The 25,620-nt window shown below is 59.1% G+C and carries 28 protein-coding genes and 1 riboswitch; of the genes, 7 read left to right on the top strand and 21 right to left on the bottom strand.

All coding sequences use genetic code 11. The annotated features are described in order from the left end of the window. Positions 1–140: 140 nt before the first annotated feature. Positions 141–291: riboswitch (FMN riboswitch) on the top strand. A gap of 120 nt (positions 292–411) precedes the next feature. Next, on the top strand, positions 412–1,053 hold the full coding sequence (gene ribB / locus MRBLRC7O_RS07795) for a 3,4-dihydroxy-2-butanone-4-phosphate synthase (protein WP_080866258.1): 642 nt from the start codon (positions 412–414) through the stop codon (positions 1,051–1,053). Between the two features lie 75 nt (positions 1,054–1,128). Here ribB and MRBLRC7O_RS07800 read toward each other — a convergent pair whose 3' ends face one another. The 6 genes from MRBLRC7O_RS07800 to MRBLRC7O_RS07825 all read right to left on the bottom strand — a co-directional run bounded on the left by MRBLRC7O_RS07800 (position 1,129) and on the right by MRBLRC7O_RS07825 (position 7,674). Then, positions 1,129–1,890 (bottom strand): ABC transporter permease, encoded by a 762-nt coding sequence (locus MRBLRC7O_RS07800; RefSeq protein ID WP_003507827.1) that lies wholly within the window; start codon positions 1,888–1,890, stop codon positions 1,129–1,131. Beyond that, complete coding sequence (locus MRBLRC7O_RS07805; RefSeq protein WP_060726423.1) at positions 1,887–2,813, bottom strand: ABC transporter ATP-binding protein; 927 nt, start codon at positions 2,811–2,813, stop codon at positions 1,887–1,889. Before MRBLRC7O_RS07805 ends, MRBLRC7O_RS07800 begins: the two co-directional genes overlap by 4 nt. Positions 2,814–2,918: 105 nt before the next feature. Beyond that, positions 2,919–3,740, bottom strand: a complete 822-nt coding sequence (locus MRBLRC7O_RS07810) for a sulfite exporter TauE/SafE family protein (protein ID WP_080866259.1) — start codon at positions 3,738–3,740, stop codon at positions 2,919–2,921. A gap of 86 nt (positions 3,741–3,826) precedes the next feature. Beyond that, positions 3,827–4,030, bottom strand: coding sequence for a hypothetical protein (locus MRBLRC7O_RS07815; protein ID WP_035213155.1), 204 nt, complete (start codon positions 4,028–4,030; stop codon positions 3,827–3,829). A gap of 206 nt (positions 4,031–4,236) precedes the next feature. After that, the gene (locus MRBLRC7O_RS07820; RefSeq protein WP_003507821.1) at positions 4,237–5,520 is read right to left on the bottom strand and encodes an extensin-like domain-containing protein; all 1,284 of its coding nucleotides are present in this window, start codon (positions 5,518–5,520) and stop codon (positions 4,237–4,239) included. A 339-nt stretch (positions 5,521–5,859) separates the two neighbouring features. Beyond that, the gene (locus MRBLRC7O_RS07825; RefSeq protein ID WP_035213153.1) at positions 5,860–7,674 is read right to left on the bottom strand and encodes a methyl-accepting chemotaxis protein; all 1,815 of its coding nucleotides are present in this window, start codon (positions 7,672–7,674) and stop codon (positions 5,860–5,862) included. 242 nt (positions 7,675–7,916) lie between these two features. Here MRBLRC7O_RS07825 and MRBLRC7O_RS07830 point away from each other — a divergent pair, with 242 nt between their 5' ends. After that, positions 7,917–8,231, top strand: a complete 315-nt coding sequence (locus MRBLRC7O_RS07830; RefSeq protein ID WP_060723301.1) for a DUF1883 domain-containing protein — start codon at positions 7,917–7,919, stop codon at positions 8,229–8,231. A gap of 112 nt (positions 8,232–8,343) precedes the next feature. On the opposite strand, the gene MRBLRC7O_RS07835 is transcribed toward MRBLRC7O_RS07830, so the two are convergent. Together MRBLRC7O_RS07835 and MRBLRC7O_RS07840 are read right to left on the bottom strand one after the other, a co-directional pair. Continuing rightward, on the bottom strand, positions 8,344–9,660 hold the full coding sequence (locus MRBLRC7O_RS07835) for a replication-associated recombination protein A (protein ID WP_080866260.1): 1,317 nt from the start codon (positions 9,658–9,660) through the stop codon (positions 8,344–8,346). Next, positions 9,657–11,063 (bottom strand): DegQ family serine endoprotease, encoded by a 1,407-nt coding sequence (locus tag MRBLRC7O_RS07840; RefSeq protein WP_080866261.1) that lies wholly within the window; start codon positions 11,061–11,063, stop codon positions 9,657–9,659. The genes MRBLRC7O_RS07835 and MRBLRC7O_RS07840 overlap by 4 nt, the downstream gene beginning before the upstream one ends. A gap of 186 nt (positions 11,064–11,249) precedes the next feature. Here MRBLRC7O_RS07840 and MRBLRC7O_RS07845 point away from each other — a divergent pair, with 186 nt between their 5' ends. Next, the gene (locus MRBLRC7O_RS07845) at positions 11,250–11,600 is read left to right on the top strand and encodes a lysozyme inhibitor LprI family protein (RefSeq protein ID WP_003507804.1); all 351 of its coding nucleotides are present in this window, start codon (positions 11,250–11,252) and stop codon (positions 11,598–11,600) included. Positions 11,601–11,616: 16 nt separating this feature from the next. Here the strand turns inward: MRBLRC7O_RS07845 and MRBLRC7O_RS07850 are convergent, their stop codons facing one another. Then, positions 11,617–12,618, bottom strand: coding sequence for a serine hydrolase domain-containing protein (locus MRBLRC7O_RS07850; protein ID WP_003507802.1), 1,002 nt, complete (start codon positions 12,616–12,618; stop codon positions 11,617–11,619). 229 nt (positions 12,619–12,847) lie between these two features. Here MRBLRC7O_RS07850 and MRBLRC7O_RS07855 point away from each other — a divergent pair, with 229 nt between their 5' ends. Beyond that, on the top strand, positions 12,848–13,207 hold the full coding sequence (locus MRBLRC7O_RS07855; protein WP_080570342.1) for a GNAT family N-acetyltransferase: 360 nt from the start codon (positions 12,848–12,850) through the stop codon (positions 13,205–13,207). Positions 13,208–13,392: 185 nt separating this feature from the next. On the opposite strand, the gene ilvD is transcribed toward MRBLRC7O_RS07855, so the two are convergent. Further along, positions 13,393–15,228: a dihydroxy-acid dehydratase gene (gene ilvD / locus MRBLRC7O_RS07860; protein WP_003507800.1), complete on the bottom strand. Its 1,836-nt coding sequence runs from the start codon at positions 15,226–15,228 to the stop codon at positions 13,393–13,395. Positions 15,229–15,540: 312 nt separating this feature from the next. On the opposite strand from ilvD, the gene msrP reads away from it, so the two are divergent. Together msrP and msrQ are read left to right on the top strand one after the other, a co-directional pair. Continuing rightward, positions 15,541–16,482, top strand: coding sequence for a protein-methionine-sulfoxide reductase catalytic subunit MsrP (msrP, locus tag MRBLRC7O_RS07865; protein WP_003507799.1), 942 nt, complete (start codon positions 15,541–15,543; stop codon positions 16,480–16,482). Positions 16,483–16,484: 2 nt separating this feature from the next. Further along, positions 16,485–17,132, top strand: coding sequence for a protein-methionine-sulfoxide reductase heme-binding subunit MsrQ (msrQ, locus tag MRBLRC7O_RS07870; protein WP_003507797.1), 648 nt, complete (start codon positions 16,485–16,487; stop codon positions 17,130–17,132). Here the strand turns inward: msrQ and MRBLRC7O_RS07875 are convergent. Then, entirely contained in the window at positions 17,086–17,514 is a 429-nt protein-coding gene (locus MRBLRC7O_RS07875) for a ribosomal maturation YjgA family protein (protein WP_035213151.1), read from the bottom strand. The two genes, msrQ and MRBLRC7O_RS07875, sit on opposite strands and share 47 nt — an antisense overlap. Positions 17,515–17,569: 55 nt before the next feature. Here MRBLRC7O_RS07875 and MRBLRC7O_RS07880 point away from each other — a divergent pair, with 55 nt between their 5' ends. After that, positions 17,570–18,442 (top strand): DUF817 domain-containing protein, encoded by an 873-nt coding sequence (locus tag MRBLRC7O_RS07880; RefSeq protein ID WP_003507793.1) that lies wholly within the window; start codon positions 17,570–17,572, stop codon positions 18,440–18,442. Between the two features lie 199 nt (positions 18,443–18,641). Here the strand turns inward: MRBLRC7O_RS07880 and rplQ are convergent, their stop codons facing one another. The 10 genes from rplQ to rplR all read right to left on the bottom strand — a co-directional run bounded on the left by rplQ (position 18,642) and on the right by rplR (position 25,611). Beyond that, positions 18,642–19,067 (bottom strand): 50S ribosomal protein L17, encoded by a 426-nt coding sequence (rplQ, locus tag MRBLRC7O_RS07885; protein WP_003495230.1) that lies wholly within the window; start codon positions 19,065–19,067, stop codon positions 18,642–18,644. A gap of 118 nt (positions 19,068–19,185) precedes the next feature. Further along, positions 19,186–20,196, bottom strand: coding sequence for a DNA-directed RNA polymerase subunit alpha (locus MRBLRC7O_RS07890; RefSeq protein WP_003495228.1), 1,011 nt, complete (start codon positions 20,194–20,196; stop codon positions 19,186–19,188). 194 nt (positions 20,197–20,390) lie between these two features. Beyond that, positions 20,391–20,780 (bottom strand): 30S ribosomal protein S11, encoded by a 390-nt coding sequence (gene rpsK, locus MRBLRC7O_RS07895; RefSeq protein WP_003495225.1) that lies wholly within the window; start codon positions 20,778–20,780, stop codon positions 20,391–20,393. Between the two features lie 138 nt (positions 20,781–20,918). Next, the gene (gene rpsM, locus MRBLRC7O_RS07900) at positions 20,919–21,287 is read right to left on the bottom strand and encodes a 30S ribosomal protein S13 (protein WP_003507791.1); all 369 of its coding nucleotides are present in this window, start codon (positions 21,285–21,287) and stop codon (positions 20,919–20,921) included. A 299-nt stretch (positions 21,288–21,586) separates the two neighbouring features. Beyond that, positions 21,587–22,177, bottom strand: a complete 591-nt coding sequence (locus tag MRBLRC7O_RS07905; RefSeq protein ID WP_003507790.1) for an adenylate kinase — start codon at positions 22,175–22,177, stop codon at positions 21,587–21,589. Next, positions 22,174–23,514: a preprotein translocase subunit SecY gene (gene secY / locus MRBLRC7O_RS07910; RefSeq protein WP_003507789.1), complete on the bottom strand. Its 1,341-nt coding sequence runs from the start codon at positions 23,512–23,514 to the stop codon at positions 22,174–22,176. Before secY ends, MRBLRC7O_RS07905 begins: the two co-directional genes overlap by 4 nt. Positions 23,515–23,845: 331 nt before the next feature. Then, positions 23,846–24,325 (bottom strand): 50S ribosomal protein L15, encoded by a 480-nt coding sequence (gene rplO, locus MRBLRC7O_RS07915; RefSeq protein WP_003507788.1) that lies wholly within the window; start codon positions 24,323–24,325, stop codon positions 23,846–23,848. 16 nt (positions 24,326–24,341) lie between these two features. Then, positions 24,342–24,548, bottom strand: a complete 207-nt coding sequence (gene rpmD, locus MRBLRC7O_RS07920) for a 50S ribosomal protein L30 (protein ID WP_003495212.1) — start codon at positions 24,546–24,548, stop codon at positions 24,342–24,344. Positions 24,549–24,559: 11 nt separating this feature from the next. Continuing rightward, a complete protein-coding gene (gene rpsE, locus MRBLRC7O_RS07925) occupies positions 24,560–25,129 on the bottom strand; it encodes a 30S ribosomal protein S5 (RefSeq protein WP_003495208.1) in 570 nt (189 codons plus the stop codon). Positions 25,130–25,248: 119 nt separating this feature from the next. Next, the gene (gene rplR, locus MRBLRC7O_RS07930) at positions 25,249–25,611 is read right to left on the bottom strand and encodes a 50S ribosomal protein L18 (RefSeq protein WP_003507787.1); all 363 of its coding nucleotides are present in this window, start codon (positions 25,609–25,611) and stop codon (positions 25,249–25,251) included. Between the last annotated feature and the right edge of the window lie 9 nt (positions 25,612–25,620).

The following is a 25,620-nucleotide window of genomic DNA, read 5'->3' on the forward strand; positions in this document are numbered from 1 at the left end:
CATTCTGCGGTTTTCCCGAGCCATTGGCCCCGGAAAGGAAATACCCCAATGCGACCGCAACGGGGATATTCTTTTCGCGCATAGGGGCCACGGACGGACCATTGCCCCTTGATTCCTTCCCATTTGATAATTTATGTTGGCCTTGTTCTCAGGGCGGGGTGCAATTCCCCACCGGCGGTATCGGGATTTTTCCCGGAGCCCGCGAGCGCTTCCGGTCTCCAAAGCCGGAAGGTCAGCAGATCCGGTGAGAGGCCGGAGCCGACGGTATAGTCCGGATGGAAGAGGACAAGGCATAGGACGCTGGCGCGTAAGCTGGCTTCGCATTGCATTGTTCGCCCAAGGGATATTTGGCGCTTCTTGAAGCGCGAAAATGCCGCAAAACGGCATAACCCTTGAAAGGCTTGAAAGAAAATGACCATTGCTAGAATTGAAGACGCCATCGAAGCCATTTCCCGTGGCGAGATGGTGATTGTCGTTGACGACGAAGACCGCGAAAACGAAGGCGATGTCATCGCCGCCTCCGACAGCATTACCCCGCAGCAGATCGCCTTCATGATGAACCATGCGCGCGGGCTGATCTGCGTCGCCATGCCGGGCGAGCGACTGGATGCCCTCGACATTCCCTTGATGGTGTCGCGCAATACCGAATCCCTCAAGACAGCGTTCACCGTCTCGGTGGACTATATTCCGGGCACCACGACAGGCATTTCCGCCGCCGACCGGGCAAAGACCGTGCGCGCGCTGGTATCGGAGGATTCACGCCCCGAAGACTTCGCCCGCCCCGGCCATATCTTCCCGCTGCGCGCCAACCCGCAAGGCGTTCTCGGCCGCACCGGTCATACCGAAGCGGCCGTCGATCTTTGCCGTCTTGCGGGCAAATTCCCCTGCGGCACCATCTGCGAAGTCGCCAATGACGACGGCACCATGGCCCGCCTGCCCCAGCTCGAAGTCTTTGCCGAACGCCACGGCCTGCTCGTCGTGACGATCAAGGATCTCGTTTCTTACCTCAAGGGCGAGGTTGTCGAGGAAGTGGTGCAGAAGCAGGTCGCCTGATCTGCGCTTCCTTGTTGTGAATACGAAAACGCCCGGTGCAAACCGGGCGTTAAATTTTAAAAAAAGCTTTTCCGGTCAGTTCCGCAACCGATACCCCGTCTTGAACATCCAGCTGACAACACCGAGGCAGAGCGCCAGAAACAGCGTGATCATCGCCAGACTGATGATCGGATTGACGTCGGCGATCTCATAGAAGCTCCAGCGGAAACCGCTGATGAGATAAAGCACCGGATTGAAGTGGCTGACCGTCTGCCAGAAGGGCGGCAGCATGTCGATGGAATAGAAGCTGCCGCCAAGGAAGGTCAAAGGCGGCACCACCAGCATGGGGATGAGGTTCAGCTGCTCGAAATTCGTCGCCCATATGCCGATGATGAAGCCGAACAGGCTGAAACTGACAGCCGTCAGCACGAAGAACAGCACCATCATGAACGGATGAGCGATGGTGATATCCACGAAGAAGGTGGCTGTTATCAGGATGATCGTCCCGATCATCAGGCCCTTGGTCGCCGCCGCCCCGACATAGCCGGCGACAATTTCCGTCATCGATACGGGCGCGGACAATATCTCATAGACCGTGCCGGTGAATTTCGGAAAATAAATGCCGAAGGAGCCGTTGCCGATACATTGCGTCAGCAGCGTCAGCATGATGAGGCCGGGCGTTATGAACGCGCCGTAGGAAACCCCGCCAACCTCCTGAATCCGCGAACCGATCGCGGTTCCGAAGACGATGAAATAAAGCGAGGTTGAGATGACTGGCGAGACCACGCTCTGCAGCAGGGTGCGCCGCGTGCGTGCCATTTCGAACAGATAGATGGCCTTGATGGCTTCGAAATTCATTTCTGACCTCCCACCAGCGAAACGAAGATATCCTCAAGCGAGCTCTGGCGCGTTGAAATATCCTTGAAATGGATGTTGGCGGCGGAAAGGGCGCTCAGAACATCGGCAATACGGCCCTGCTCGCCATTATCCTCGATTTCATAGGTGACGGTGCAACCGTCTTCAGAAAGCGTCAGACCGAAGGACGCGAGGCTTTCGGGCAATTGTTCCACCGGCTGGGCGAGTTCTAGGAAAAGCTGCTTGCGGCCGAGTTTCTTCATCAGCGCCGTCTTTTCTTCCACCAGCAGCAATTCGCCGCCATTGATGACGCCCACCCGGTCGGCGATTTCTTCCGCCTCCTCGATGTAATGCGTGGTGAGGATGATGGTGACACCCTTGGCCCGCAGCTCGGACACGACGTTCCACATGTCGCGGCGGAGCGCCACATCAACGCCGGCGGTCGGCTCGTCGAGGAACAGAACCTTCGGCTCATGCGCCAGCGCCTTGGCGATCAGCACACGTCGCTTCATGCCGCCGGAAAGCTCGCGCAGCATGTTGTCCTTCTTGTTCCAGAGCGACAGGGATTTCAGGATGCGCTCGATCAGTTCCGGGTTCTTCTTCTGCCCGTGCAGGCCGCGCGAGAAGCTGACGGTGTTCCACACCGTCTCGAACTGGTCGGTCGTCAGTTCCTGCGGCACGAGGCCGATCAGGGCGCGGGTCTGGCGAAAATCCTTCACCACATCATGCCCGCCGACAAGCACCGAACCTTCACCCGGATTGACGAGGCCGCAGACAATCGAGATCAGCGTCGTCTTGCCGGCGCCGTTCGGGCCGAGAAGGGCAAGGATTTCACCCTCCCTGATATCGAGGCTGACACCTTTGAGCGCCTGAAAGCCGTTTGCGTAGGATTTTGTCAGATTCCGTATCGAAACAATGGCATTCATGGCGAATTCTTTCGAAAAACCGAGTAAGATGAACGCCATATAGACCGCAGAGGTTGCAAATGCCACCCCAGCGGACCGAACACTGCGTTCGGCAGAGACGGAAAATCAGCTGTAGACGCTGTAGAAAAACTGCGCTGCGACGAAGACCAGAAACACCCCGAATGCCCGCTCCAGCTGCTTCTTGCTGAGCGCATGGGCGAGCCGAGCGCCATAGGGCGCAACGACAAGCGTGATGGGGATCAGCATCACCACGGCGATCCAGTTGATGAAGCCGGTGGAAAACGGCGGCAGGCCCGCATCGCCCCAGCCGGCCCAGATGTAACCCAGAAGACCCGGCAGCGAAATCAGCACACCGACACCGGAAGAGGTGGCGACCGCCTGATGGATCGTGCGTCCATAGAGCGTCATGAAGGTGTTGTTCATCACCCCGCCGCCCACGCCCATCAGGCCGGAAAAGAGCCCGATGCCGGTGCCAACAAGAAAACGGCCCGGATTTTGCGGCAGGTCGGAACCAAGATGCCAGCTCGCCCGGTTGAAGATCATCCGGAAGGCGAGCGCGAGCGCGATGAAAGCGAAGATCAACCGCAGTGCAACACTGGAGGCATAGGCGGCCACCACGGACGCAAGGATGGTGCCGAGCGGCACGGCAACGATCCAGCCCTTCAGCAGATCGATATCAACAGCGCCTTTCTGACGATGCGTGAGAAACGAACGGATGGAGGTGGGCACGATGATGGCAAGCGACGTGCCGAGCGAGAGATGCATGCGCACCGCCTCCGGCACATCCAGAAGCCCGAAGACCTGGTAGAAGACGGGCACCAGCACCGCGCCGCCGCCGATGCCGAACAGGCCGGCCAGAAGACCGGCGACCACACCCGCTACCGCAAGCGCCGCCGCAAAGACCATCAGCTCTGAAACAGGGGGCATAAAGGCAGGCTCCCGAAGGCCGTTGTCACAAACATGTGACCCTCATAGCGTATCAGAAGAGCGCGGCAAGCCATGTTGGCCGCAGGTCAGTACGGCGCGATGTCTTTTGCCGCATATCCGCGCCGGATGGACCACTCCATGGGATCGTTTTCCCATTGCATGCCCTTGCAAAGACGCCGATATCCCCCCGATAAGGCTGTCTTCTTCAACCGGCCTTCGGGCCGGTCTTTTTTTGTGGGAATGTGGCAGAAGAGTTGGAATTCCGGAAAGTGAATCCACACTTCCGTCATTCCGTCATTCCGTCATTCCGACATTGAGCCGGAATCCGGCCAACGCGCGTCGGCGCGACGGCAAGGCTCCTTTCAGCTCAAGGACTTCAGCTGGCTGGATTCCGGCTCAAGGCCGGAATGACGGAAGTTGCAAACATGACGCATTACAGCGAGCGTCTAAAACGCCGCCCGACTATCGCCCCGCCCAATCACGCCTTTCGCGTCTCCTAGTCACAATGCCTGTAACCTGACTTGCGCGTGCGCAGGTCGAAGTGAAAATGGTTCCAGTGGTTGGGATCGCTGCCCGGTCCGAGAACGGTCGAGAAATATTTGCAGCTGTCGGACCTCACCGCCTTCAGCAGCGCCTTTTCGCGGAAGGCGAAGAAGCTCTTGCTGCGCACGTCGATTTCCTTGCCGTTCTTCAGCGTGATGGTGCCGATGTCGATGGCGTTACCGCGCGCATGTTCCGACCAGGGATTGCTGGAACGCGAATTCATCTTGCGGCAGGAATAACCGCCCATCGGCGTGATACGGCCAACGCCGGAGAGATAACGGAAGCGCGAGGATGGCACGAGTTCGAACTTCACCCATTTGGCAAAGGCAAGCGTGACCTGGCAATTGAGCTTCACGGCCGGGCGGATGGCAACGCCGCTGGCGAGACCGCTAAGTTCGATCGGATAATCGATACCGCAGGTCGGACCATCGGCAATGCGCGCAACGTCCCGGAAAGCAACGCCGAGGCGGCGCAGTTCGGAGCGGCAGGCAACTTCGGAAGATGGCATGACGCCTGGTGGCATCGAGCGGTTGCTTTGCGGCCCACCGCCCGCCATCGGATTATCAGGCATGAGCATGGCGACTTCCTCCACTGGCTGGCGGCGCGAGGAGGAGCCAAGCGGCGGCGGCGGGATGAGCCGCGATTGGCTGGCCCGTTGCGGCTGGCGGGCCGGAGGCACGGCCATGGGATTATCCGTGCCGATGCCATCCACCACCGGCTGCGCGGAAGCACCCTCGGCAATCTCCGCATCCTGTTCTTCGGCAAGTCCGCGGACCGGCTCCACACCCAGCATGGAATCCATGTTCACGCCGCCTTCGCCTTCAGCGATCTGGTTGCCGGTCATCTGCTGCGCGGGCATGGTCTGGCTCTGCATGGTCTGCGCCGGCACAGTGGTATGGCCGCTGGCCGCCATGCGCGCCTGATGCTGGGAATCGAGTGTCGAATAACCCTGCCCGCCCTGCGGCGATTGCAGCAGGGGATCCTGCGAGGCGTAAGGTTCCGGCATCGGCTGAGAAACGGCCGCAGGATAGTCACCGCCCTGCCCGACCCGCTCCGCCTGATACACGGCACCCGCCGGCGCGCTGTAACCCTGCTGCCGCGAGGAGCGGATAGCGCTGACGCGCGTGGTGCCGTCCACTTCCGCCGGTGGCACGAGGCCCTCCGCCGAACACGACACCATGACCGTGGAAATCATCAGCAACGTCACAAGACGACGCGGAAGGGAAACATACGCCATACGAGAACCTGTACCTTCAGCGGCCGCTATTCGCGGCAATACAGGATAAATTTTAAAGAAATGAGGTAAACGAAACCTTATTGGTTACGGGAAATAACGAACCTGGTTGTTGCATGACGCTGCAAATGAAGAAGGCACGACCGAAATCGCGTCGAAGGTCACGACATAAACGCTGAAACCTCTCCTCCGACATCCTCGGGCTTGACCCGAGGATCAAGAGCCGCACGAGGAATGAATCCTCGGGTCAAGCCCGAGGATGACGTCGCGTGCTGGAAAAGCTTCTCATTCATCTAAGGGCGCAGCCATGGCCGCGCCCTCCACTTTACCCAAACGCATATGTCACGCGGCCCGCGAAACCTCGCGCGCAACCCCATGTCCAAGTTCGAAACGCGACAACAGCGAGCGCAGCTGGCGGCTTTCCTCAGCGAGCGTCTGGCTGGCCGCCGTCGTTTCTTCCACCATGGCGGCGTTCTGCTGGGTCATCTGGTCCATGTGGTTGACGGAGGTGTTGATCTCCTGCAGGCCGGTCGCCTGTTCGCGCGCGGCCGTGGCGATGGAGTTGACATGGCCATCGACACGGTTGACCAGCGCCACGATCTCCTCCAGCGCATCACCTGTCGAGCGCACGAGTGCGACGCCGCCGCCGACCTCCTCCGCCGAACGGTTGATGAGGGTCTTGATCTCCTTGGCTGCATTGGCGGAACGTTGCGCCAGTTCGCGAACTTCCTGCGCCACCACGGCAAAACCACGCCCGGCCTCGCCCGCACGCGCCGCTTCCACACCGGCATTCAGCGCCAGAAGATTGGTCTGGAAAGCGATCTCGTCGATAACAGAGATGATCTGCCCGATGCGCTTGGAAGAGTCCTCGATGCGGCCCATGGCGTCGACGGCATTACGCACGATCTCGCCCGAGCGGCCGGCGCTGGTTTTCGTGTCCTGCACCATCTGCCGGGCCTCGTTGGCACGCTCGGAAGCGGTGCGCACCGTGGCGGTGATTTCGTCGAGAGCGGCTGCCGTCTCCTCCAGCGCCGCCGCCTGCTGTTCGGTCCGGCGGGAAAGATTGCCGGTCGCGCCGCTGATGTCGGAGGCGCTGTCATTGACGACATGGCCAGTCCTGGCAATGGCCTCGATCGCACCATGCAATGCGCCGACCGCGCGGTTGAAGTCCATGCGCAGCTTTTCATAGTCCGCGCCGATATCGGTAAGCGAAACGGTCAGATCGCCATTGGCAAGCGCTTCGAGCGCATTGCCCAGTTGCTCCATGGCATGGGCCTGCCGCTCGGATGCGGAACGAAGCACCATCTCGTTGCCGTGCCGCGCTTCTTCCAGCGCCCGTTGCTGGTCGGCCTCGCGGGCCTGCAGCGCGCTGCGCTCATTGACGCTGTCGCGCAGTACCAGCAGCGTCTTGGCAATCGCGCCGATTTCATTGCGACGGTCGGCGAACTGGATATCCGCCGCGCCGTCACCATCGGCGATGCGCCGCATGCTCTGGCGGATGAGATCGATCGGCCGGGTCACGCTGCGCACGACGGCTGCGGCCACGCCGACAACCAGAAGGCCGGCCACGACACAAAGACCGCCATTAAAATAGACGTCGCGCCAGAACACCGCTTCAAGATCGTCAACATAAACACCGGTGCCGACAATCCATCCCCAGGGGGCGAAACCGGCGACATGGGAGAATTTCTCGACCGGTTCCGGCGCACCGGGCTTCGGCCAGTAATAATCGACAAAGCCCTTGCCGCCTGCCTTGACCGTGTTCACGAACTCGACGAACAGCGCCTTGCCGTTCGGGTCCTTGTTGGCGGTAAGGTCCGTGCCGTTCATCTCGGGCTTGATCGGATGCATCACCATTTTCGGATGCATGTCGTTGATCCAGAAATAGCCGCTGCCATTGCCGTAGCGCATTGCCGCAATGGTCGTCTTGGCCTGCTGTTGCGCCGCCTCCCGCGTCAGGCTTCCGCCCTGCTCCAGCCGGTAATATTGATCGAGAATGGCAACAGCGGTTTCGTTCATTGCCGCAAGCCCGGCTTTCCGTTCGCGCTCCATTTCGTGGTAGCTTTCAAACAGGCTGAATGTGAGAGCCGCGGCCAGTATTGCCAGAAACAATGCGACGAGCGCATACAGGCGCATAGATATTGTTACGTTTTTCATGTTCCCCCTCAACGTCGCTGATGCACTTCGACCAGCCGATGTTAAAGGCAAAAAATTTATTATTATTAAATACACATATTATACGTTGGTATTATTCTTATATGCTCACATTAATTCGCACCGCCATTCCAAACCGGTACAAAAAGCGTGAATTTTCAAACCGGCCGGCGGCATTTAAAGACAGCGTTAACCCTGCCACCCCTATCCTCCTTGACCGAAATTACACTGCAGGGAGGCGCGCGATGGCACGGCCCAATTTTCGCTATACGCATTATGACCTGAAGGAACTTCGGGCCGGCACGGTCATTGAAGTATCCCTGTCGGCCGTCAACAATGTCCGGCTGATGACGGGGGCGAATTTCCAGCGTTTTACCGAATTGCTCGACTTCAAATATCTCGGCGGCGTCGCGAAAAAATCGCCGATCCGCCTCGCCATTCCAGAGACGTTACACTGGCATCTGGTCATCGACGCCGAAGGCCATAGCGGCCTCGCCGAATCCTCGGTCAAGATGCTGCCCGCGCAGCCGCAGGCAGCACCACATCGCAAAGCATCCTGATCTTCTTTAAAAACAGTGAGTTGCCGCGGTTTTGCGACTCTTTTTGCCAACGACCTGAATCTTTTTCTCAAGATCGACCGCCATACGGTTTCGGCTCAAACCGCGCAAAAACCTAACGCGATCCCCGCTCGCGGCGCAGCTTCGCCCACCAGTCCAGACGCTTGCGGATTTCCCTTTCGAAACCCCGGTCCGGCGGATCGTAAAAGGTCGTGCGCCCCATTTTCTCCGGGAAATAATCCTGCCCGGAAAAGGCATCCGGCTCGTCATGGTCGTAGCGATAGCCATCGCCGTAACCTTCGCCCTTCATGAGCTTGGTCGGCGCGTTCAGAATATGTTTCGGCGGCACCAGCGAGCCGTTTTCCTTGGCCGCCCGCATCGCCGACTTGAAGGCGTTATAGACGGCGTTCGACTTCGGCGCGGTGGCGAGATAGACGCAGGCCTGAGCCAATGCGAGCTCGCCTTCCGGTGAGCCCAGATAATCATAGGCGTCCTTGGCGGTATTGCAGACGACGAGCGCCTGCGGATCGGCAAGGCCGATATCCTCAACCGCCATGCGCACCAGCCGCCGCCCGAGATAGAGCGGGTCTTCGCCGGCATCGAACATGCGGGCGAGATAATAAAGCGCCGCATCCGGGTCCGAACCGCGCACCGACTTATGCAGTGCGGAAATGAGATTATAGTGGCCGTCCTGGCTCTTGTCGTAAACCGGGGCGCGGCGCTGCACGATGCGCGTCAGCCCCTCGGTATCGAAGGTCTCATCCTTGCGCGCCGCACGCCAGACCTCTTCGGCAAGCGTCAGCACGGCGCGGCCATCGCCGTCGGCCATGCGGATGAGGCTTGCGCGCGCCTCCTCGGTGAGCGACAGGGGCTTACCCTCCGCCTCCTCGGCGCGTTTCAATAATTCGCTCAGGCTCTCCTCGTCATGCGAGCCGAACGTCAGCACGCGCGCCCGCGACAACAGAGCGGCATTCAGCTCAAAGGACGGGTTTTCGGTGGTGGCGCCCACCAAAATGATGGTGCCGTCTTCCATCACCGGCAGGAAACTGTCCTGCTGGGCGCGGTTGAAACGATGGATTTCGTCAACGAAAAGCAGCGTCTGCCGGCCATTCATCCGACGTGTGCGCGCTGCCTCGAAAACCTTCTTGAGATCGGCGACACCGGAAAAGATCGCCGAAATCTGCTCAAAGGCCAACCCCGCCTCGCCGGAAAGCAGCCGCGCAACGGTGGTCTTGCCGGTGCCGGGCGGGCCCCAGAAGATCATCGATCCCAACGACCCGCTATCGATCATGCGGCGCAGAACGCCCTCCTCGCCCGTCAGATGCGGCTGCCCGGTCACCTCCGCCAGCGTCTTCGGACGCAGGCGATCGGCAAGAGGCCGCCGGTTGGCGACCTCCACGGGCACTTGCGGAGCGAAAAGATCGTCGCTCATCGCAGGAACTGCCGAATGCGTTGCCCGTCACGCAGGATTTCCACGCGCCAGAAGCCGGGATTATCGTCCAGCGCCTTTTCGACCGCAGCGGTGGAGGCAACATCTGCGCCGTTCAGCGACAGGATCACATCCTTGGGCTGGAAACCGACACGATAGGCCGGCGAACCGCGCTTCACATCGGTGATCACAACGCCCGTCACCTGCGACGGCATCCGCAATTCATCGGCAAGCTTCGGCGAGAGATTGGCGACTGTCGCGCCGGCAAAGGGATTGCGGCCCTCGATCAGGCGCTCATCACGCGGCGCGGTTTCCGGCGCAGTATCGAGCGCAATCGTAACTTTCTTCTCTTTGCCCTTTTCCACCACCGTCAGTTCGGCGGATTTGCCGATACCGGCGGTGGTCACGCGATATCCCAGCGCATCCGGATGCTCCACCTCGAAGCCGTTGACGGCCGTAACAACCTCGCCGGGCTCGATGCCCGCCTTTTCGGCCGGTCCACCCTTGACGACGCTGACGACAAGCGCGCCGCGGGCCCGGTGCAGGCCAAGCGCTTCAGCAACGTCTGATGTCACGGGATCGAAGGTGGCGCCGATATAGGGACGCTCGAAGCTCGCGTCACCGCGTTCAGCAGCAGCGACGAAAACCCGGACGAGATTGGCGGGAATGGCGAAACCGATACCGTTCGATCCGCCGCCCTTGGAGAAGATCGCCGTATTGATGCCGATCAGCTCACCCGCCATGTTCATCAGCGCGCCGCCGGAATTGCCGGGGTTGATGGAGGCGTCGGTCTGGATGAAGAAGCCGAAATCACCCTGCGTTACCTGGTTGCGGGCGAGACCCGAGACGATGCCGCTGGTCACCGTCTGGCCGACGCCGAAGGGGTTGCCAATGGCAAGCACCAGATCACCAACTTCAATCGCGTCGGAATTACCGAGCGACAGCACCGGGAACTGTTCTTTCGCATCGATCTGCAGAATGGCAAGATCGACCCGGTCATCTTTCAGCAGCACCTTGGAGGAGAACTCACGCCCATCCGCCAGCGCCACCTTGATGTCGTCAGCACCGTCGATGACGTGATTGTTGGTCACCACGAGGCCGCCGGCGGTCACGATCACGCCGGAGCCAAGCGACGACTGTTTTTCCGTGCGGTTCGGCATCTGCTGGCCGAAGAACTGCTCGAAGAAAGGATCGCCGGCAAAGGGCGACAGACGCCGCTGCACGACGCGCTCGGCATAGACATTAACGACAGCGCCTGCGGTGCGCTTGACCAGCGGCGCAAAGGAAAGCTGCATTTCCGTGTGGCTTGAGGGCACGGTCCTGTTGTCCTGTGCGCCAGCGCCCACGGGCAGGAGAATGAGCGCGGCGAGAAAGCCGGTGGACAGATACTTCAACACGCTTCGCATGTGATTCCTCATCGTCATCAATATGATGGAGTTATAACGCCAAAGCCTGTAAAGCAAAGAGCGGCAAGATGATGGCTATCCTTTTCCCAAGTCGCGCCTTTTCCCAAATCATGGCAACAGCGAAATGGAACCAGCGAGCCGCCTTTCCGGTTTCATCCGCAACAGCATTTCTCAAAGAGACACGTCATGGATTTGAAAAAGCCCCTCCTCGCCTGCGGCCTGCTCCTCGCCTCCTCCCTCGTTTCGCCGGCCGCTGCTGCAAGCTTCGACTGCGCAAAGACCGATCTGGCCGCAGATGAAAAGGCGATCTGCGACAACCGTGCCCTCAACGATCAGGATGTGAAGATGGCCACCACCTTCGACATCCTCACCCAGCTGATGGCCATGGGTGCACGCGACACGCTGCGCGACGAACAGAGCAAATGGCTGAAGAAACGTCAGGAGTGTTCAGCCGACGTTGCCTGCCTGACAGCCGCCTATGAGGAGCGCATGAAACGTCTCGGAGAGGCGTTCCAGAGCATCAACAGGCCGCTCTGACCATTATCGCCTGCCCTTACACCGCACGGATGATGACTTCCATGAGGCCATGCAGCTGATCGCGATAACCGGTTCTGGCGGAAGGTGCATCCTCACGAGAGGTCATCACGACGGATAGCCGCCTCGTGGGAACGATATAGAGCATCTGCCCGCCATAACCCCAGGCGTAATAGACCGTTTCGCCCGCCATCTCCTTGATGAACCAGCAATAGCCATATCCGTCGCCGTTAAAGACCGAATTTGTGCGCTGCTGCCAGGACTGGTCTATCCAGCCTTGCGAAATCAGTCGCTCGCCCTCCGGTGTCGTCCCGCCGCGCCTATAAAGCTCGCCAAAGGCCAGCAAAGACCGCGCCGTCATCGCCATCTGGTTGCCGCCGAGATAGACACCCTGCGGATCACGCTCCCAGCCGCCGATCGCAAATCCCTTGAGCGGACGAAACCAGTCACGTGCCAGAGCAAGCGTCGAGCGGCCGGAGGCCCTGGTCAATATCGCCGAGAGCAGATGGGTGGAGGCGGTGGAATAAAGCATGCCGCCGCCCGGTTCTCCGGCAAAACCGGAACCCAGCGCCATCCGAACCCAGTTGCGGCTGGCGACCCAGCGGCCGTAATTCGGCCCGGACATGCGCTCCAGACCTGACTGCATGGACAACAGGTTGCCGATGGTGATCCGTTCCAGCCGGGGATCGGGACTTGGCGGAAAATCGCCGCGCAGAACTGTCGCAATCGGCTGATCGGCGCCCTCGATGATCTTCCGATCAATCGCCATGCCGACCAGCGCCGAAATGATCGATTTCGAGGCCGACTTGATATTGGTGGAGCCATTCACGCTGGCCCCATGATAGGCGCGGCTTGCGACCTCCTCGCCGTCAATGCTGACTAGGACCGTCCTGAGGCTGGAAAGCGCGTCCGCCTCCCTCAGCAACGGATCGAAACGGATGCCATTGCTGGAGCTTTGCGCGCGGGCAAGTTCAGCAAAAGGCAGGGACGCGATGAGGGCGAGTGCGGTTCGTCTTTTCATGTCACTGAGCTAGGAAGCCATACGGCGATGAAAAGAGGTAACTCCGCCAATCACTCCAATGTGACCATATTTCAAGTACCGCATTCCCATACCGCAATTTGATAGTCCACCGGAACCTTCATGAAAACAAGGCGTTGCCATGCATTCCGGAATCGAGATGCGAAGCGCTTGAATCAGTTTCTGATCTTGAGGACTATCGCCCTGCCACAAATGCAAAAGACGGGAAACGATGCCGCAATTGAAATCATCACGCCTTGTCCTCCGACCTTTTAAGATGACGGACTCGCCGCCGCTCGCCCGGCTGACGAACGACCTGCTCATATTGCGCAATCTGCTGCGCACGACCTACCCTTTCGAACCCGATGATGCACGGCGTCTAATCAGGCGCATTGCTGAGCGCCGGCTCCCGGTATGGGCGGTGGATGACGGCAGGCTGGTCGGTCTCATCGGCCTTTCAGGCGAATTCGGTCTTTGGCTTGATCACCGTGTTTGGGGAAAGGGCTACGGAGAAGAAGCCGGACGCCTCGTCATCGATTATGCCTTTCAGCACATGGGCATCAAGACCCCTGCATGCCAATCCCCTATTTGACAACAGGGCGTCGCACCGTCTGATGGACAAGCTGGGTTTTGTTGCGACCGGCCGTGCAACTGCCCTTTGCAGGCAACGGAGAAAAGTTGTGCCGCTTCGACCTTATCGGCTCGATAAAGAGTGATCGGCACAAAAAAGCCGCCGTTAATCAACGGCGGCTTTTTATCATCTCGCAGATCCGGAAATTACTCCGGCAGAATCCGCACGGCACCCTTGTCCGCGCTGGACGCAAAGGCCGCATAGGCCTTCAGCGCCGTCGTGACATTGCGCTTGCGCGGTGCTTCCGGCTTCCAGCCTAGCTCTTCCTGCTCAGCGCGGCGCGAGGCCAGTTCCGAATCCGCTACCCTGAGATTGATGGTGCGGTTCGGAATATCGATCTCGATCAGGTCGCCCTGACGCACGAGGCCGATTGCGCCGCCCTGCGCCGCTTCCGGCGAGGCATGGCCGATGGAAAGGCCAGAAGTGCCGCCCGAAAAACGACCGTCGGTGATGAGCGCGCAGGCTTTGCCGAGGCCCTTGGATTTCAGGTAGCTGGTCGGATAGAGCATTTCCTGCATGCCCGGGCCGCCCTTCGGTCCTTCATAGCGGATGACGACGACGTCGCCCGCCTTGACCTCGTTGCCGAGAATGCCCTTCACCGCTGCGTCCTGGCTTTCATAAACGACCGCCGGGCCAGTGAATTTCAGGATGGATTCGTCAACGCCTGCCGTCTTCACGATGCAGCCGTCGAGCGCGATGTTGCCGTAAAGCACAGCCAGACCGCCATCCTTGGAGAAGGGCTTTTCGACCGAGCGGATGACGCCGTTGTCGCTATCTGTATCCAGATCGTCCCAACGCGAGGACTGGCTGAAAGCCACCTGTGTCGGCACGCCGCCGGGGGCAGCCTTGAAGAATTCACGCACCGTCTCGCTGTTGGTGCGAGTGATATCCCAGCGGTCGATAGCATCGCCAAGCGTCGCTTCGTGCACCGTATAGGTATCGCGGTTGATGAGGCCGCCGCGTTCCAGCTCGCCGAGAATACGCATGATACCACCCGCACGGTGAACGTCTTCCATGTGCACGTCCTGCTTGGCAGGCGCGACCTTGGAAAGGCAGGGAACCTTGCGGGAAAGACGATCGATGTCTTCCATGCCGAAATCGACACCGCCCTCATGCGCCGCCGCCAGAATATGCAGCACCGTATTGGTGGAGCCGCCCATGGCGATATCCAGCGACATGGCGTTTTCGAACGCCGCCTTGTTGGCGATGGTGCGCGGCAGAACGGTCTCGTCGTCCTGCTCGTAATAACGGCGCGCCAGATCAACGATCAGGTGACCGGCCTCGACGAACAGCCGCCGGCGATCCGAATGGGTGGCGAGCGTCGAACCGTTGCCGGGCAATGACAGACCCAGAGCCTCGGTCAGACAGTTCATCGAATTGGCGGTGAACATGCCGGAGCAGGAACCGCAGGTCGGGCAGGCCGAACGCTCGATGACCTTCACGTCCTCGTCGGAAATCTTGTCATCTGCTGCCGCAACCATGGCGTCGACCAGATCAAGCGCGACCGTCTTGCCGTGCAGAACGACCTTGCCCGCTTCCATGGGGCCGCCGGAAACGAAAACGGCGGGAATATTGAGACGCATCGCCGCATTCAGCATGCCGGGCGTGATCTTGTCGCAGTTGGAAATGCACACCATCGCATCGGCGCAATGGGCATTGACCATATATTCCACGGAATCCGCAATGATTTCGCGCGACGGCAGCGAATAGAGCATGCCGTCATGGCCCATGGCGATGCCGTCATCAACCGCGATGGTGTTGAATTCCTTGGCGACGCCGCCTGCCGCCTCGATTTCACGGGCAACGAGCTGGCCAAGATCCTTCAGATGCACATGGCCCGGCACGAACTGCGTGAAGGAATTGACGACAGCGATGATCGGCTTGCCGAAATCGCTGTCCTTCATGCCGGTGGCGCGCCAAAGGCCGCGCGCGCCCGCCATGTTGCGGCCGTGGGTTGTCGTTCTTGAGCGATAGGCTGGCATGGTGTTTTCCTCGATCTCATGGCGAAGAGCGCATTGCCGCAAAGGCGGTAAAAATAGCTCCTGCCCTATTTTGCGGTTTTTCTAGCGCAAACCGCAAGCCCTGTCACTGTCACCTTCAGGCAAAACAGTACGGTTCGGTACGGTACGCCGCTTCCCGATGCAGCAATTCACGCGACCACTTATCACAAATGCGCGATTTCCGCCGCCCGGCCGTTGTTTTTGCACGACGCGCTGAAACATATCTGTGCAGCAGCCGTATAGCCTATCATAATCGATTTATCGCCGATGCACCCGGCTTTTGTGGAGGTTGAAATGCCCGCCTATCGTCCGCCCCTGATCGCGGCTACAGAAATCACGCCGAAGAATATCTACCTGTCCCGACGCGGCTTCCTCGGTACGGCGGCAGGACTTGCGGCAATCGGGCTTGGCGGCCGCGAGGCAATTGCCGCTCCGCTTACGGCGAAACCAGGCGCCTACAAGCTGGATGAAAAGCTCACCCCGCTCGACGCCGTCACCAGCTACAATAATTTCTACGAGTTCGGGGTGGGCAAATCCGACCCGAAGGAAAATTCCGGCAAGTTCAAGCCCACACCGTGGACCGTGAAGGTGGATGGCCTCGTCTCCAAACCGCAAGAATTTGGCATCGAAGAGCTGATGAAATATCAGCTCGAAGAGCGTACCTATCGCATGCGCTGTGTTGAGGGCTGGTCGATGGTCATTCCATGGATCGGTTTCCCTCTCGCCGCGCTTCTCGACAAGGTGGAGCCGCTTGGCAGCGCGAAATACGTCTCCTTCGAAACCGTGGTGCGGCCGGAAGAAATGCCCGGCCAGAGCGGTCTGTTCCAGCCTTTGTCCTGGCCCTATGTAGAGGGTCTGCGCCTCGATGAGGCCCGCCATCCGCTGACCATCCTCGCCGTTGGACTATACGGAGAAACGCTGCCGAACCAGAATGGTGCGCCCATCCGCCTCGTCGTGCCGTGGAAATACGGTTTCAAGGGCATCAAATCCATCGTCCGGATTTCATTGACCGAGAAACAGCCGGAAACGACCTGGAAAAACTCCAACGCCCGCGAATATGGTTTCTATTCCAACGTCAATCCGCATGTGGACCATCCGCGCTGGAGCCAGGCAACGGAACAGCGCATCGGCGAAGGCGGCTTTTTTGGCACCCAGAACCGCCCTACCCTGATGTTCAACGGTTATGACGAGGTAGCAGGCCTCTATACCGGCATGGACCTGAAAGCGAATTACTGACCATGGCCCTCGCCTTTTCGCTTCCGTCGCTGCCGAAGCGTTACCAGCCAGCGGCTATCTGGTCGCTTTATGCGATCGGCCTCTGTCCGGGCGTCTGGTATTTTTACCTCGCCGCTACCGGTGGCCTCGGCTTCAATCCGGTCAAGGATTTCGAGCACCTGCTCGGCATCTGGGCGTTACGCTTCCTCTGCCTCGGGCTTCTGGTGACGCCGCTGCGAGACCTGTTCAACATCAACCTCATCGCCTATCGCCGGGCGCTGGGGCTGATCGCCTTTTATTACGTGCTGGCGCATTTCACGGTCTATCTGGTGCTGGACCGTGGCCTGATCATCAGCTCCATCGCCGGCGATATTCTGAAACGGCCCTATATCATGCTCGGCATGGCAGGGCTTACCATGCTCATTCCACTTGCGCTCACCTCCAACCGCTGGTCGATCCGCAAGCTCGGCAGTAGCTGGAACACGCTGCACAAACTCGTCTATCTCGTGCTCATCGTTGGCGTGCTGCATTTTGTGCTGGCGCGGAAATCGATCACGCTGGAGCCGGTGTTTTATATCAGCACGATGGTGGTGTTGCTCGGATACCGGCTGGTGCGGCCATCGATCATGGCAATGAAGAGGGCAAAGCGCGCCAGACCCGTCCGGCCATAATGGGGGCGGCCCCAATTCCCGCGATATAACAGACTATATTCCACAGCGAAAAAACACGGCCGAGCAGCAAAGCGCCGGAGGTCGTTGCGCGAAACCCATCCAGCGCCGGGAAATGAACAAGCCGGACGAGTTCCACGAGGATAGCCGCAATAATGGCGGCATGGACCTCATAGCCACGCCAACGGTAGGGAAAGACGGTCGCCAGCAACAGATAAACCATCGCACCCCAGAGCACTGATCCGCCATATTTTACCGCCACGAACGGCAGTCCCACATCGTAACCGAAGGTGCGCAGGCAAAGGCCGCAGACGATCACCGCCATCGCCGCTGCCAGAAACCGGATGCGGGCTAAATAAGATGGGGATACGCGCGGCAGGCCCATACGGCTTCCTTCGGGTTTTCGTATGAAAGGTAACGAACTGAGATCGGGGACGGAAATGAGCACAGCAACAAGCCCGGCCGCAAGCCGCCTCTCCGTCTTGGACAATCTGCTCTGCGATACCTATCCCTGGGGCGAACTCAAGGGCATCAGGCGTTTTATCGTCGAGTTTCTGTATTTCGGCATCAAGGAGGCACGGGCCTGCATGTTCGCGGGCTTGTTCTTCGTCTCCATCTTCGTGGTGCCGCATGGCGGCGTGCTCGGCATTCCCCGATATGACGTGCTGCTGATCATTGCGCTCGGCATCCAGTTCTTCATGATCTGGAGCAGGCTCGAAACGCTTGACGAGGCCAAGGCCATCCTGCTGTTCCATATCGTCGGCTTCGCACTGGAAGTGTTCAAGACGTCGAGCGCCATCCAGTCATGGTCTTATCCGGATTTCGCCTACACCAAAGTGCTAGGCGTACCGCTCTTTTCCGGTTTCATGTATGCCGCCGTCGGCAGCTACATCATTCAGGCATGGCGGTTGCTGGATGTGCGCATTCGCCACTATCCCGCCTACTGGATGGCGACCCTGATCGGTATCGCCATCTACGCCAACTTCTTCACCCATCACTTCATCGGCGACTACCGCTGGTACATCGCCGCCTGCGCCATCGGCCTCTATTCCCGCGCCACCGTCGTTTACCGCCCCTATGATCGCGACCGCAAGATGCCTCTGCTTCTCTCCTTCGTCCTGATCGGTTTTTTTGTCTGGCTGGCGGAAAACATCTCCACCTTCTTCGGCATCTGGAAATATCCCGATCAGATCGGCGCGTGGTCCGTCGTGCATATCGGCAAATGGAGTTCATGGTCGCTGCTGGTCATCATGACCTTCACCATTGTCGCGCACCTCAAACACATCAAGGATCGCATCCACGTTCCGGAGTAAGAAAGGACTTTCCTCCAAGCTAACGTTTGAGTGGATGGTTCGGAGCCAGGGGGATGTCCGGGAAGAGAGATATCCCCTCCCCATCAAGCCTTTGCGAAGGCTGAAGTTTCAACTGCCCCATTCCCGATAGACAAACGCAAAAAAGCCGGGTGATCTCTCACCCGGCTTTTTAATTCACGACGCCTGAAGGCGTCAGAACTTATGCGGCTTCGGCAGCAGCAGCTTCTGCAGCAACGCGAGCCTTGTCGGCTGCGCCCTTGGCATCAACATCGCGCTCGACGAATTCAACAACGGCGAGAGCCGCGTTGTCGCCCTGGCGGAAGCCGGCCTTCATGATACGCAGGTAGCCGCCGTTGCGGGTTGCGTAACGCGAAGCGATCGCGTCGAACAGCTTGCGAACGGCGTCCTGATCCTTGATCTGCGAGATCGCCTGACGACGAGCGTGCAGGTCGCCGCGCTTGCCGAGGGTCACGAGACGCTCGACGATCGGACGGATTTCCTTCGCCTTCGGAAGGGTGGTGACGATCTGCTCATGGGTGATGAGCGAAGCAGCCATGTTGGCAAACATTGCCTTGCGGTGGCTGGCGGTTCTATTGAGCTTGCGGCCTGAATTTCCGTGGCGCATTGCTATTCTCCTTGTACGCAGGTTCCTATCCGGACCTGCCGTTTCCTGGCACATGCAGGTGACTTACCTGCTGTTTGACGGGGAAAGGCAGTCTTTAAAGGGTCTGCCTTTTTGATTGTTAGTACTGGTCTTCGTAACGCTTGGCGAGATCTTCGATGTTCTCAGGCGGCCATGCCGGTACTTCCATACCGAGGTGCAGACCCATGGAAGCGAGAACTTCCTTGATTTCGTTCAGCGACTTGCGACCAAAGTTCGGCGTGCGAAGCATTTCGGCTTCGGTCTTCTGGATCAGGTCGCCGATATAGACGATGTTGTCGTTCTTCAGGCAGTTAGCCGAACGAACCGACAGCTCCAGCTCGTCGACCTTCTTGAGAAGCGCCGGGTTGAACGCGAGTTCGGTAACCGATTCTTCTTCTGCTTCCTTCTGCGGCTCGTCGAAGTTGACGAAGACGCCGAGCTGGTCCTGAAGAATACGAGCGGCGAAGGCAACGGCGTCTTCGCCGGAAACCGAACCGTTGGTCTCGATCGTCATGATCAGCTTGTCATAGTCGAGAACCTGACCTTCACGGGTGTTTTCCACCTTGTAGGACACTTTCTTGACCGGAGAATAGAGGCTGTCCACCGGAATGAGGCCAATCGGGGCATCTTCCGCGCGGTTGCGCTCAGCCGGTACGTAACCCTTGCCGTTGTTGACGGTGAATTCCATGCGGATTTCAGCGCCATCATCCAGCGTGCAGATCACGTGGTCGGGGTTCAGGATCTCGATGTCGCCAACCGTCTGGATATCACCAGCTGTTACGGCACCTGGACCCTGCTTGCGCACGACCATGCGCTTGGAATCGTCACCATCCATCTTGATGGCGATTTCCTTGATGTTGAGCACGATATCCGTCACATCTTCCCGAACGCCGGGGATGGAGGAGAATTCGTGCAGGACACCGTCGATCTGCACGGCCGTTACAGCGGCGCCGCGCAGAGAAGACAACAGAACGCGACGCAGCGCGTTGCCGAGGGTGAGCCCGAAACCACGTTCCAGCGGCTCGGCAACGAGCGTTGCCTTGGTGCGGCTGGACGAGGTGAACTCGACCTTGTTCGGCTTGATAAGTTCCTGCCAGTTCTTCTGAATCATCTTTAAACCTTCCGTTCGCCGCCACCATCCAATCGTGACGGACCGAGCATGAAAACACCGAGAGGAACCTAATTCAGTGGTTCATCGGTGGGTTCTTGAGCGCAAGTCCGTCGATCGAAATCGACGCGCACACGCCAGATACACGAAAATTCCGCCTGACCGGGGAAAGGCGGAATTTCCGAACCACGGTCGCGTCAGACGCGGCGCTTCTTGCGCGGACGGCAACCGTTGTGCGGGATCGGCGTCACGTCGCGAATGGAGGTGATCATGAAACCGGCAGCCTGCAGAGCGCGAAGTGCCGATTCACGACCGGAACCCGGACCGCAAACTTCAACTTCAAGCGACTTCATGCCGTGTTCCTGAGCCTTCTTCGCGCAATCTTCAGCAGCGATCTGGGCAGCGAACGGGGTCGACTTACGCGAACCCTTGAAGCCCTTGGCACCAGCAGACGACCAGGCAATAGCATTGCCCTGTGCGTCGGTGATGGTGATCATCGTGTTGTTGAAGGTCGAGTTGACGTGCGCGACGCCCGACGTGATATTTTTGCGTTCGCGACGGCGAACGCGTGCGGCTTCCTTGGCCATTTTATACCTTTCATTGATCTCTTCACCGCCGTAACACCAGCGGCTACACCGGCGATCGACCCGTCTCCGAGCTTCACGCCAAACTCAGAAAGGCTGGCGCGGACTGCACCAGCCTCCCCTTTCCGGAGAACCGGAAAATTACTTCTTCTTACCAGCGATAGCCTTCGCCGGACCCTTACGGGTGCGGGCGTTGGTGTGCGTGCGCTGACCGCGGACCGGAAGGCCACGACGGTGACGCAGGCCGCGGTAGCAACCGAGGTCCATCAAACGCTTGATGTTCATCGACGTGTCGCGACGCAGGTCGCCTTCGACCTGGTAGTCGCGGTCGATGGCTTCGCGGATCTGAAGAACTTCAGCATCCGTCAGCTGATGAACGCGCTTGTCAGCCGGAAGACCGACCTTGTCCATGATTTCCTGCGCGAATTTCGGACCAATCCCGTGAATGTAGGTCAGCGCAATAACAACGCGCTTTGCAGTCGGGATGTTGACGCCAGCGATACGTGCCACGTCTTTTCTCCTTGGTTCCAGTTGCCATCCGGCAAGTGGTGATTCCATTCGAGCGGCCGAGACCGCCAGTTCAAAATTGATGTCCGTGACAAGTCAAAACGACCGAACCCGGATCTCCCTTCCCTTAGGGAAATCCGCGCCAGTCGCTTGGGATGTCGCGAGTTGGCGCGGTGTTTAACGGAATCAGCGCAAAAAAGCAACCGGCTCCGCCAAGATTCTTTTGCGATCCAAAGGATCAGTCGCCATGCGGAAGCGAGATATGGGCAAGAACACAACAGCCTCGCCCATCCGCTCCATGATCAGGCGGAGGCTTTCTCGAGAACGCGCTCGATGGCCTCGGTGACAGCATCGACGTCAGCCATACCGTCAAGCGTTACGAGTTCGCCCTGTTCGCTGTAATAGGCAGACAGCGGCGCGGTCTTCTCGCGATATTCCGTCAGGCGCTTGCGGAACGCTTCCGGATTGTCATCCGAGCGAACCGTGCCGCCGGCGGCAATGGTTTCAGCCACACGGTTTTCGATTCGGCGAATCAACGCCTCTTCGTCGACCTTGAGTTCGATAACGGCATCTAGGACCAGATTCTTCTTGCGCATGTTGTCTGCAAGCGCCTTGGCCTGCGGAACGGTGCGCGGATAGCCGTCCAGAATAAAGCCCTTGGCACAGTCCGGTGCTTCGATGCGTTCGGAAACGATCTGATTGACGATATCGTCGGAAACAAGCCCGCCGGCGTCCATGACGGCCTTGGCGCGTTTGCCGATTTCGGTGCCCGCGCTGACCGCAGCGCGAAGCATGTCACCGGTGGAAAGCTGCGGGATCCCGTACTTATCAGTCAGGCGCTTGGCCTGGGTTCCCTTGCCCGCACCCGGCGGACCCAAAAATATCAGTCTCATCGTCCCCTCTTTCCTCCACGCAACTTCGACTTCTTGATCAGCCCTTCATATTGCTGCGCGATCAGGTGGCCCTGAATCTGCGCAACCGTATCCAGAGTTACACTGACAACGATCAAAAGCGAAGTACCACCAAGGGCTAATGGAATGCCCGTGCGTGCGATAAGTGTCTCAGGAAGGATACACACGAAGACCAGATAAATCGCGCCGACCACGGTGATACGGGTCAGGACGTAATCAATGTACTCCGCGGTGCGCTCGCCCGGACGAATGCCCGGAATGAAGCCGCCATGCTTCTTGAGGTTATCTGCGGTGTCCTTCGGATTGAAGACTATCGCCGTATAGAAAAACGCGAAGAACGCGATCAGCAGGCCATAGAGCGCCATGAACAGCGGCTGTCCGTGCTGCAGCGACGCGATGATCGAAGTCGCCCAGGCCGGCAGGTTGGTGTTGCCGGCAAAACCAGCAGCCGTTGCCGGCAGAAGCAGCAGCGAAGATGCGAAGATCGCGGGAATGACGCCGGCCGTGTTGAGCTTCAGCGGCAGATGCGAAGTATCGCCCTGGAACATCCGGTTGCCGACCTGTCGCTTCGGATATTGAATGAGCAGACGGCGCTGGGCGCGCTCCACGAAGACGATAAGAGCGATGACACCGATGGCGACCACGACAACCATCAGGATGAGCGGGGTCGAAAGCGCACCGGTGCGGCCGAGTTCCAGCGTGCCGGCGAGCGCCTTGGGCAGGCCTGCGGCAATACCCGCGAAGATGATCAGCGAAATACCGTTGCCGATACCACGCGAAGTGATCTGCTCACCGAGCCACATCAGGAACATCGTGCCGCCGAGCAGCGTGATGACGGTGGAAACGCGGAAGAACCAGCCGGGATCGACCACAAGGCCGTTGCCGCTTTCAAGGCCGACCGCAATACCATAGGCCTGCAGCGTGCCGAGCAGCACCGTGCCGTAGCGGGTGTACTGGTTGATGATCTTGCGGCCGGCTTCGCCTTCCTTCTTCAACGCTTCGAGCGACGGCACGACCGACGTCATGAGCTGCACGATGATCGAAGCGGAGATGTAAGGCATGATGCCGAGGGCGAAGATCGCCATGCGCTCGACAGCGCCACCCGCAAACATGTTGAAAAGACCGAGAATACCGTTGGCCTGGCCACGGAAGGCCTGCGCATAGGCTTCGGGGTTCAGGCCCGGAAGCGGAATATGGGTGCCGAGACGGTAGACGAGAAGTGCGGCAAGAGTAAACCAGAGACGCTTTTTCAGATCCTCCGCCTTAGCGAAGGTCGAAAAATTCAGGTTCGAAGCCAGTTGTTCCGCTGCTGAAGCCATAAATTTCTCCGAATGACCCTTGCCAGCCAGCGCAACCGGCCGATGCGGAAAGGTCTAAAAGATACTGGTCAAAACCGGGCTTCGGACAAATGCGGCTCTCGACCGCCATCATGCCTCACCCTGTTTTTTATGTCCTATCCCCTCCCCTACGGAAGTTCAAGAACTGTGAGGCTCTCCCTGCAGCACTTTCTGCCGCAAGCGGGGCCAAGGAAGCACACCGCGAAGAGATTGCCCTGATGCTCTATAAATCGATTTAGATCGAAAGCACCATAGGCCAGGGAGCGCAAACGCCCGGAGCGACTATGCGCCCCGGGCGTCTGAAGTGTATATATTACTCGGAAGCTTCTACTGCAACAGCGAGAAGCTTGATCGAGCCGCCGGCCTTTTCGATCTTTTCGATTGCAGGCTTGGAAGCGCCGGCAACTTCGAAAGCGACCTTTGCCTTCAGCTCGCCGTCGGCGAGAATGCGAACGCCGTCCTTGGCGCGACGGATGATGCCGGCAGCCTTGAGAGCTGCAGCATCGATCGTTGCGGAAGCGTCAAGCTTCTTGGCGTCGATGGCGGTCTGAATGCGGCCGAGCGATACGACAACATATTCGGAAGCGAAGATGTTGTTGAAACCGCGCTTCGGCAGACGACGGTAGATTGGCATCTGACCGCCTTCAAAACCGTTGATGGCGACGCCCGAACGAGCCTTCTGACCCTTCACACCGCGACCACCGGTCTTGCCCTTGCCAGAACCGATACCGCGACCTACGCGGATACGGTCCTTGGAGGAGCCTTCGTTGTCTCTGATTTCATTGAGTTTCATGATAGGTTACTCCGTCTCACTTCTCGTCAACGACGCGAACGAGATGCTGGACCGCACGGATCATGCCGCGAACCGCAGGAGTATCTTCCAGGGTGCGCTGACGATGCATCTTGTTGAGACCCAGACCGACCAGCGTCTGACGCTGGATTGCCGGGCGGCGAATAGGGCTGCCGATCTGTTCGACCGTAACAGTCTTCTTGGCTTCAGTAGTCTTCTTGGCCATGATCCAGCTCCTTATTCTTCAGAAGCGTTGCCGGACGCGGCACGGCGAGCCTGAAGGGTCGCATACTTGAGACCGCGCTGTGCAGCGATGTCCTTCGGATGAACCTGATGCTTCAGAGCGTCGAACGTTGCGCGAACCATGTTGTACGGGTTCGAAGAACCGGTCGACTTGGCAACAACGTCGTGAACACCCAGCGTTTCAAAAACAGCGCGCATCGGGCCACCGGCGATGATACCGGTACCGGCCTTGGCCGAACGCAGCAGAACCTTGCCAGCGCCGTGACGGCCATTGACGTCATGATGCAGAGTGCGGCCATCGCGCAGCGGAACGAAGATCAGATCGCGCTTTGCGCTCTCGGTAGCCTTACGGATGGCTTCCGGAACTTCGCGAGCCTTGCCGTGACCGAAGCCAACGCGGCCCTTCTGGTCGCCAACGACGACGAGAGCGGCGAAGCCGAAGCGACGGCCACCCTTAACAACCTTTGCAACGCGGTTGATCGCGACCAGCTTGTCGACGAATTCGCTATCGCGCTCTTCACGGTTCTGGCGATCGTCGCGAGAACCTCTTTTTTCCTGTGCCATTGTCCTTGTCCTTTTTCTTTTACGGGTGGAACGGCAAACGAAAAGACCACCGGCCTCGATAAAGAGACCCGCATGGCCCGGTGAAATTCCGCCCGGATCGTTGTCCGGGCGGAAAAAAATCAGAAGTTCAGACCGCTTTCGCGGGCAGCGTCTGCCAGGGCCTTGATGCGGCCGTGATAGATGAACGCGCCACGATCGAATACGACATCCTTGACGCCAGCCTTGACGCCACGCTCGGCAACCAGCTTGCCTACGACAGCTGCTGCTGCAACGTCGGCGCCGGTCTTGAGCGAGCCGCGCAGATCTGCTTCGAGCGTGGAGGCAGACGCAAGCGTCTTGCCAGCAACGTCATCGATGATCTGGGCGTAGATGTTCTTCGACGAGCGATGAACCGACAGGCGCGGGCGGCCGTTGGCAACCGCCTTGATCTGGCGGCGCACACGGCTCGCGCGACGTGCAAGTGCTTCTTTCCTGCTAGCCATTTCGCGTGA

This window comes from Agrobacterium radiobacter, from assembly GCF_040801995.1.
Classification (GTDB): domain Bacteria; phylum Pseudomonadota; class Alphaproteobacteria; order Rhizobiales; family Rhizobiaceae; genus Agrobacterium; species Agrobacterium radiobacter.

Excerpts from the sequence above, each read along its gene's own strand:
- ribB (WP_080866258.1), top strand. The coding sequence starts at position 412 with ATGACCATTGCTAGAATTGAAGACGCCATCGAAGCCATTTCCCGTGGC.
- MRBLRC7O_RS07800 (WP_003507827.1), bottom strand. The coding sequence starts at position 1,890 with ATGAATTTCGAAGCCATCAAGGCCATCTATCTGTTCGAAATGGCACGC.
- MRBLRC7O_RS07805 (WP_060726423.1), bottom strand. The coding sequence starts at position 2,813 with ATGAATGCCATTGTTTCGATACGGAATCTGACAAAATCCTACGCAAAC.
- MRBLRC7O_RS07810 (WP_080866259.1), bottom strand. The coding sequence starts at position 3,740 with ATGCCCCCTGTTTCAGAGCTGATGGTCTTTGCGGCGGCGCTTGCGGTA.
- MRBLRC7O_RS07815 (WP_035213155.1), bottom strand. The coding sequence starts at position 4,030 with ATGACGGAAGTGTGGATTCACTTTCCGGAATTCCAACTCTTCTGCCAC.
- MRBLRC7O_RS07820 (WP_003507821.1), bottom strand. The coding sequence starts at position 5,520 with ATGGCGTATGTTTCCCTTCCGCGTCGTCTTGTGACGTTGCTGATGATT.
- MRBLRC7O_RS07825 (WP_035213153.1), bottom strand. The coding sequence starts at position 7,674 with ATGAAAAACGTAACAATATCTATGCGCCTGTATGCGCTCGTCGCATTG.
- MRBLRC7O_RS07830 (WP_060723301.1), top strand. The coding sequence starts at position 7,917 with ATGGCACGGCCCAATTTTCGCTATACGCATTATGACCTGAAGGAACTT.
- MRBLRC7O_RS07835 (WP_080866260.1), bottom strand. The coding sequence starts at position 9,660 with ATGAGCGACGATCTTTTCGCTCCGCAAGTGCCCGTGGAGGTCGCCAAC.
- MRBLRC7O_RS07840 (WP_080866261.1), bottom strand. The coding sequence starts at position 11,063 with ATGCGAAGCGTGTTGAAGTATCTGTCCACCGGCTTTCTCGCCGCGCTC.
- MRBLRC7O_RS07845 (WP_003507804.1), top strand. The coding sequence starts at position 11,250 with ATGGATTTGAAAAAGCCCCTCCTCGCCTGCGGCCTGCTCCTCGCCTCC.
- MRBLRC7O_RS07850 (WP_003507802.1), bottom strand. The coding sequence starts at position 12,618 with ATGAAAAGACGAACCGCACTCGCCCTCATCGCGTCCCTGCCTTTTGCT.
- MRBLRC7O_RS07855 (WP_080570342.1), top strand. The coding sequence starts at position 12,848 with ATGCCGCAATTGAAATCATCACGCCTTGTCCTCCGACCTTTTAAGATG.
- ilvD (WP_003507800.1), bottom strand. The coding sequence starts at position 15,228 with ATGCCAGCCTATCGCTCAAGAACGACAACCCACGGCCGCAACATGGCG.
- msrP (WP_003507799.1), top strand. The coding sequence starts at position 15,541 with ATGCCCGCCTATCGTCCGCCCCTGATCGCGGCTACAGAAATCACGCCG.
- msrQ (WP_003507797.1), top strand. The coding sequence starts at position 16,485 with ATGGCCCTCGCCTTTTCGCTTCCGTCGCTGCCGAAGCGTTACCAGCCA.
- MRBLRC7O_RS07875 (WP_035213151.1), bottom strand. The coding sequence starts at position 17,514 with ATGGGCCTGCCGCGCGTATCCCCATCTTATTTAGCCCGCATCCGGTTT.
- MRBLRC7O_RS07880 (WP_003507793.1), top strand. The coding sequence starts at position 17,570 with ATGAGCACAGCAACAAGCCCGGCCGCAAGCCGCCTCTCCGTCTTGGAC.
- rplQ (WP_003495230.1), bottom strand. The coding sequence starts at position 19,067 with ATGCGCCACGGAAATTCAGGCCGCAAGCTCAATAGAACCGCCAGCCAC.
- MRBLRC7O_RS07890 (WP_003495228.1), bottom strand. The coding sequence starts at position 20,196 with ATGATTCAGAAGAACTGGCAGGAACTTATCAAGCCGAACAAGGTCGAG.
- rpsK (WP_003495225.1), bottom strand. The coding sequence starts at position 20,780 with ATGGCCAAGGAAGCCGCACGCGTTCGCCGTCGCGAACGCAAAAATATC.
- MRBLRC7O_RS07905 (WP_003507790.1), bottom strand. The coding sequence starts at position 22,177 with ATGAGACTGATATTTTTGGGTCCGCCGGGTGCGGGCAAGGGAACCCAG.
- secY (WP_003507789.1), bottom strand. The coding sequence starts at position 23,514 with ATGGCTTCAGCAGCGGAACAACTGGCTTCGAACCTGAATTTTTCGACC.
- rplO (WP_003507788.1), bottom strand. The coding sequence starts at position 24,325 with ATGAAACTCAATGAAATCAGAGACAACGAAGGCTCCTCCAAGGACCGT.
- rpmD (WP_003495212.1), bottom strand. The coding sequence starts at position 24,548 with ATGGCCAAGAAGACTACTGAAGCCAAGAAGACTGTTACGGTCGAACAG.
- rpsE (WP_003495208.1), bottom strand. The coding sequence starts at position 25,129 with ATGGCACAGGAAAAAAGAGGTTCTCGCGACGATCGCCAGAACCGTGAA.
- rplR (WP_003507787.1), bottom strand. The coding sequence starts at position 25,611 with ATGGCTAGCAGGAAAGAAGCACTTGCACGTCGCGCGAGCCGTGTGCGC.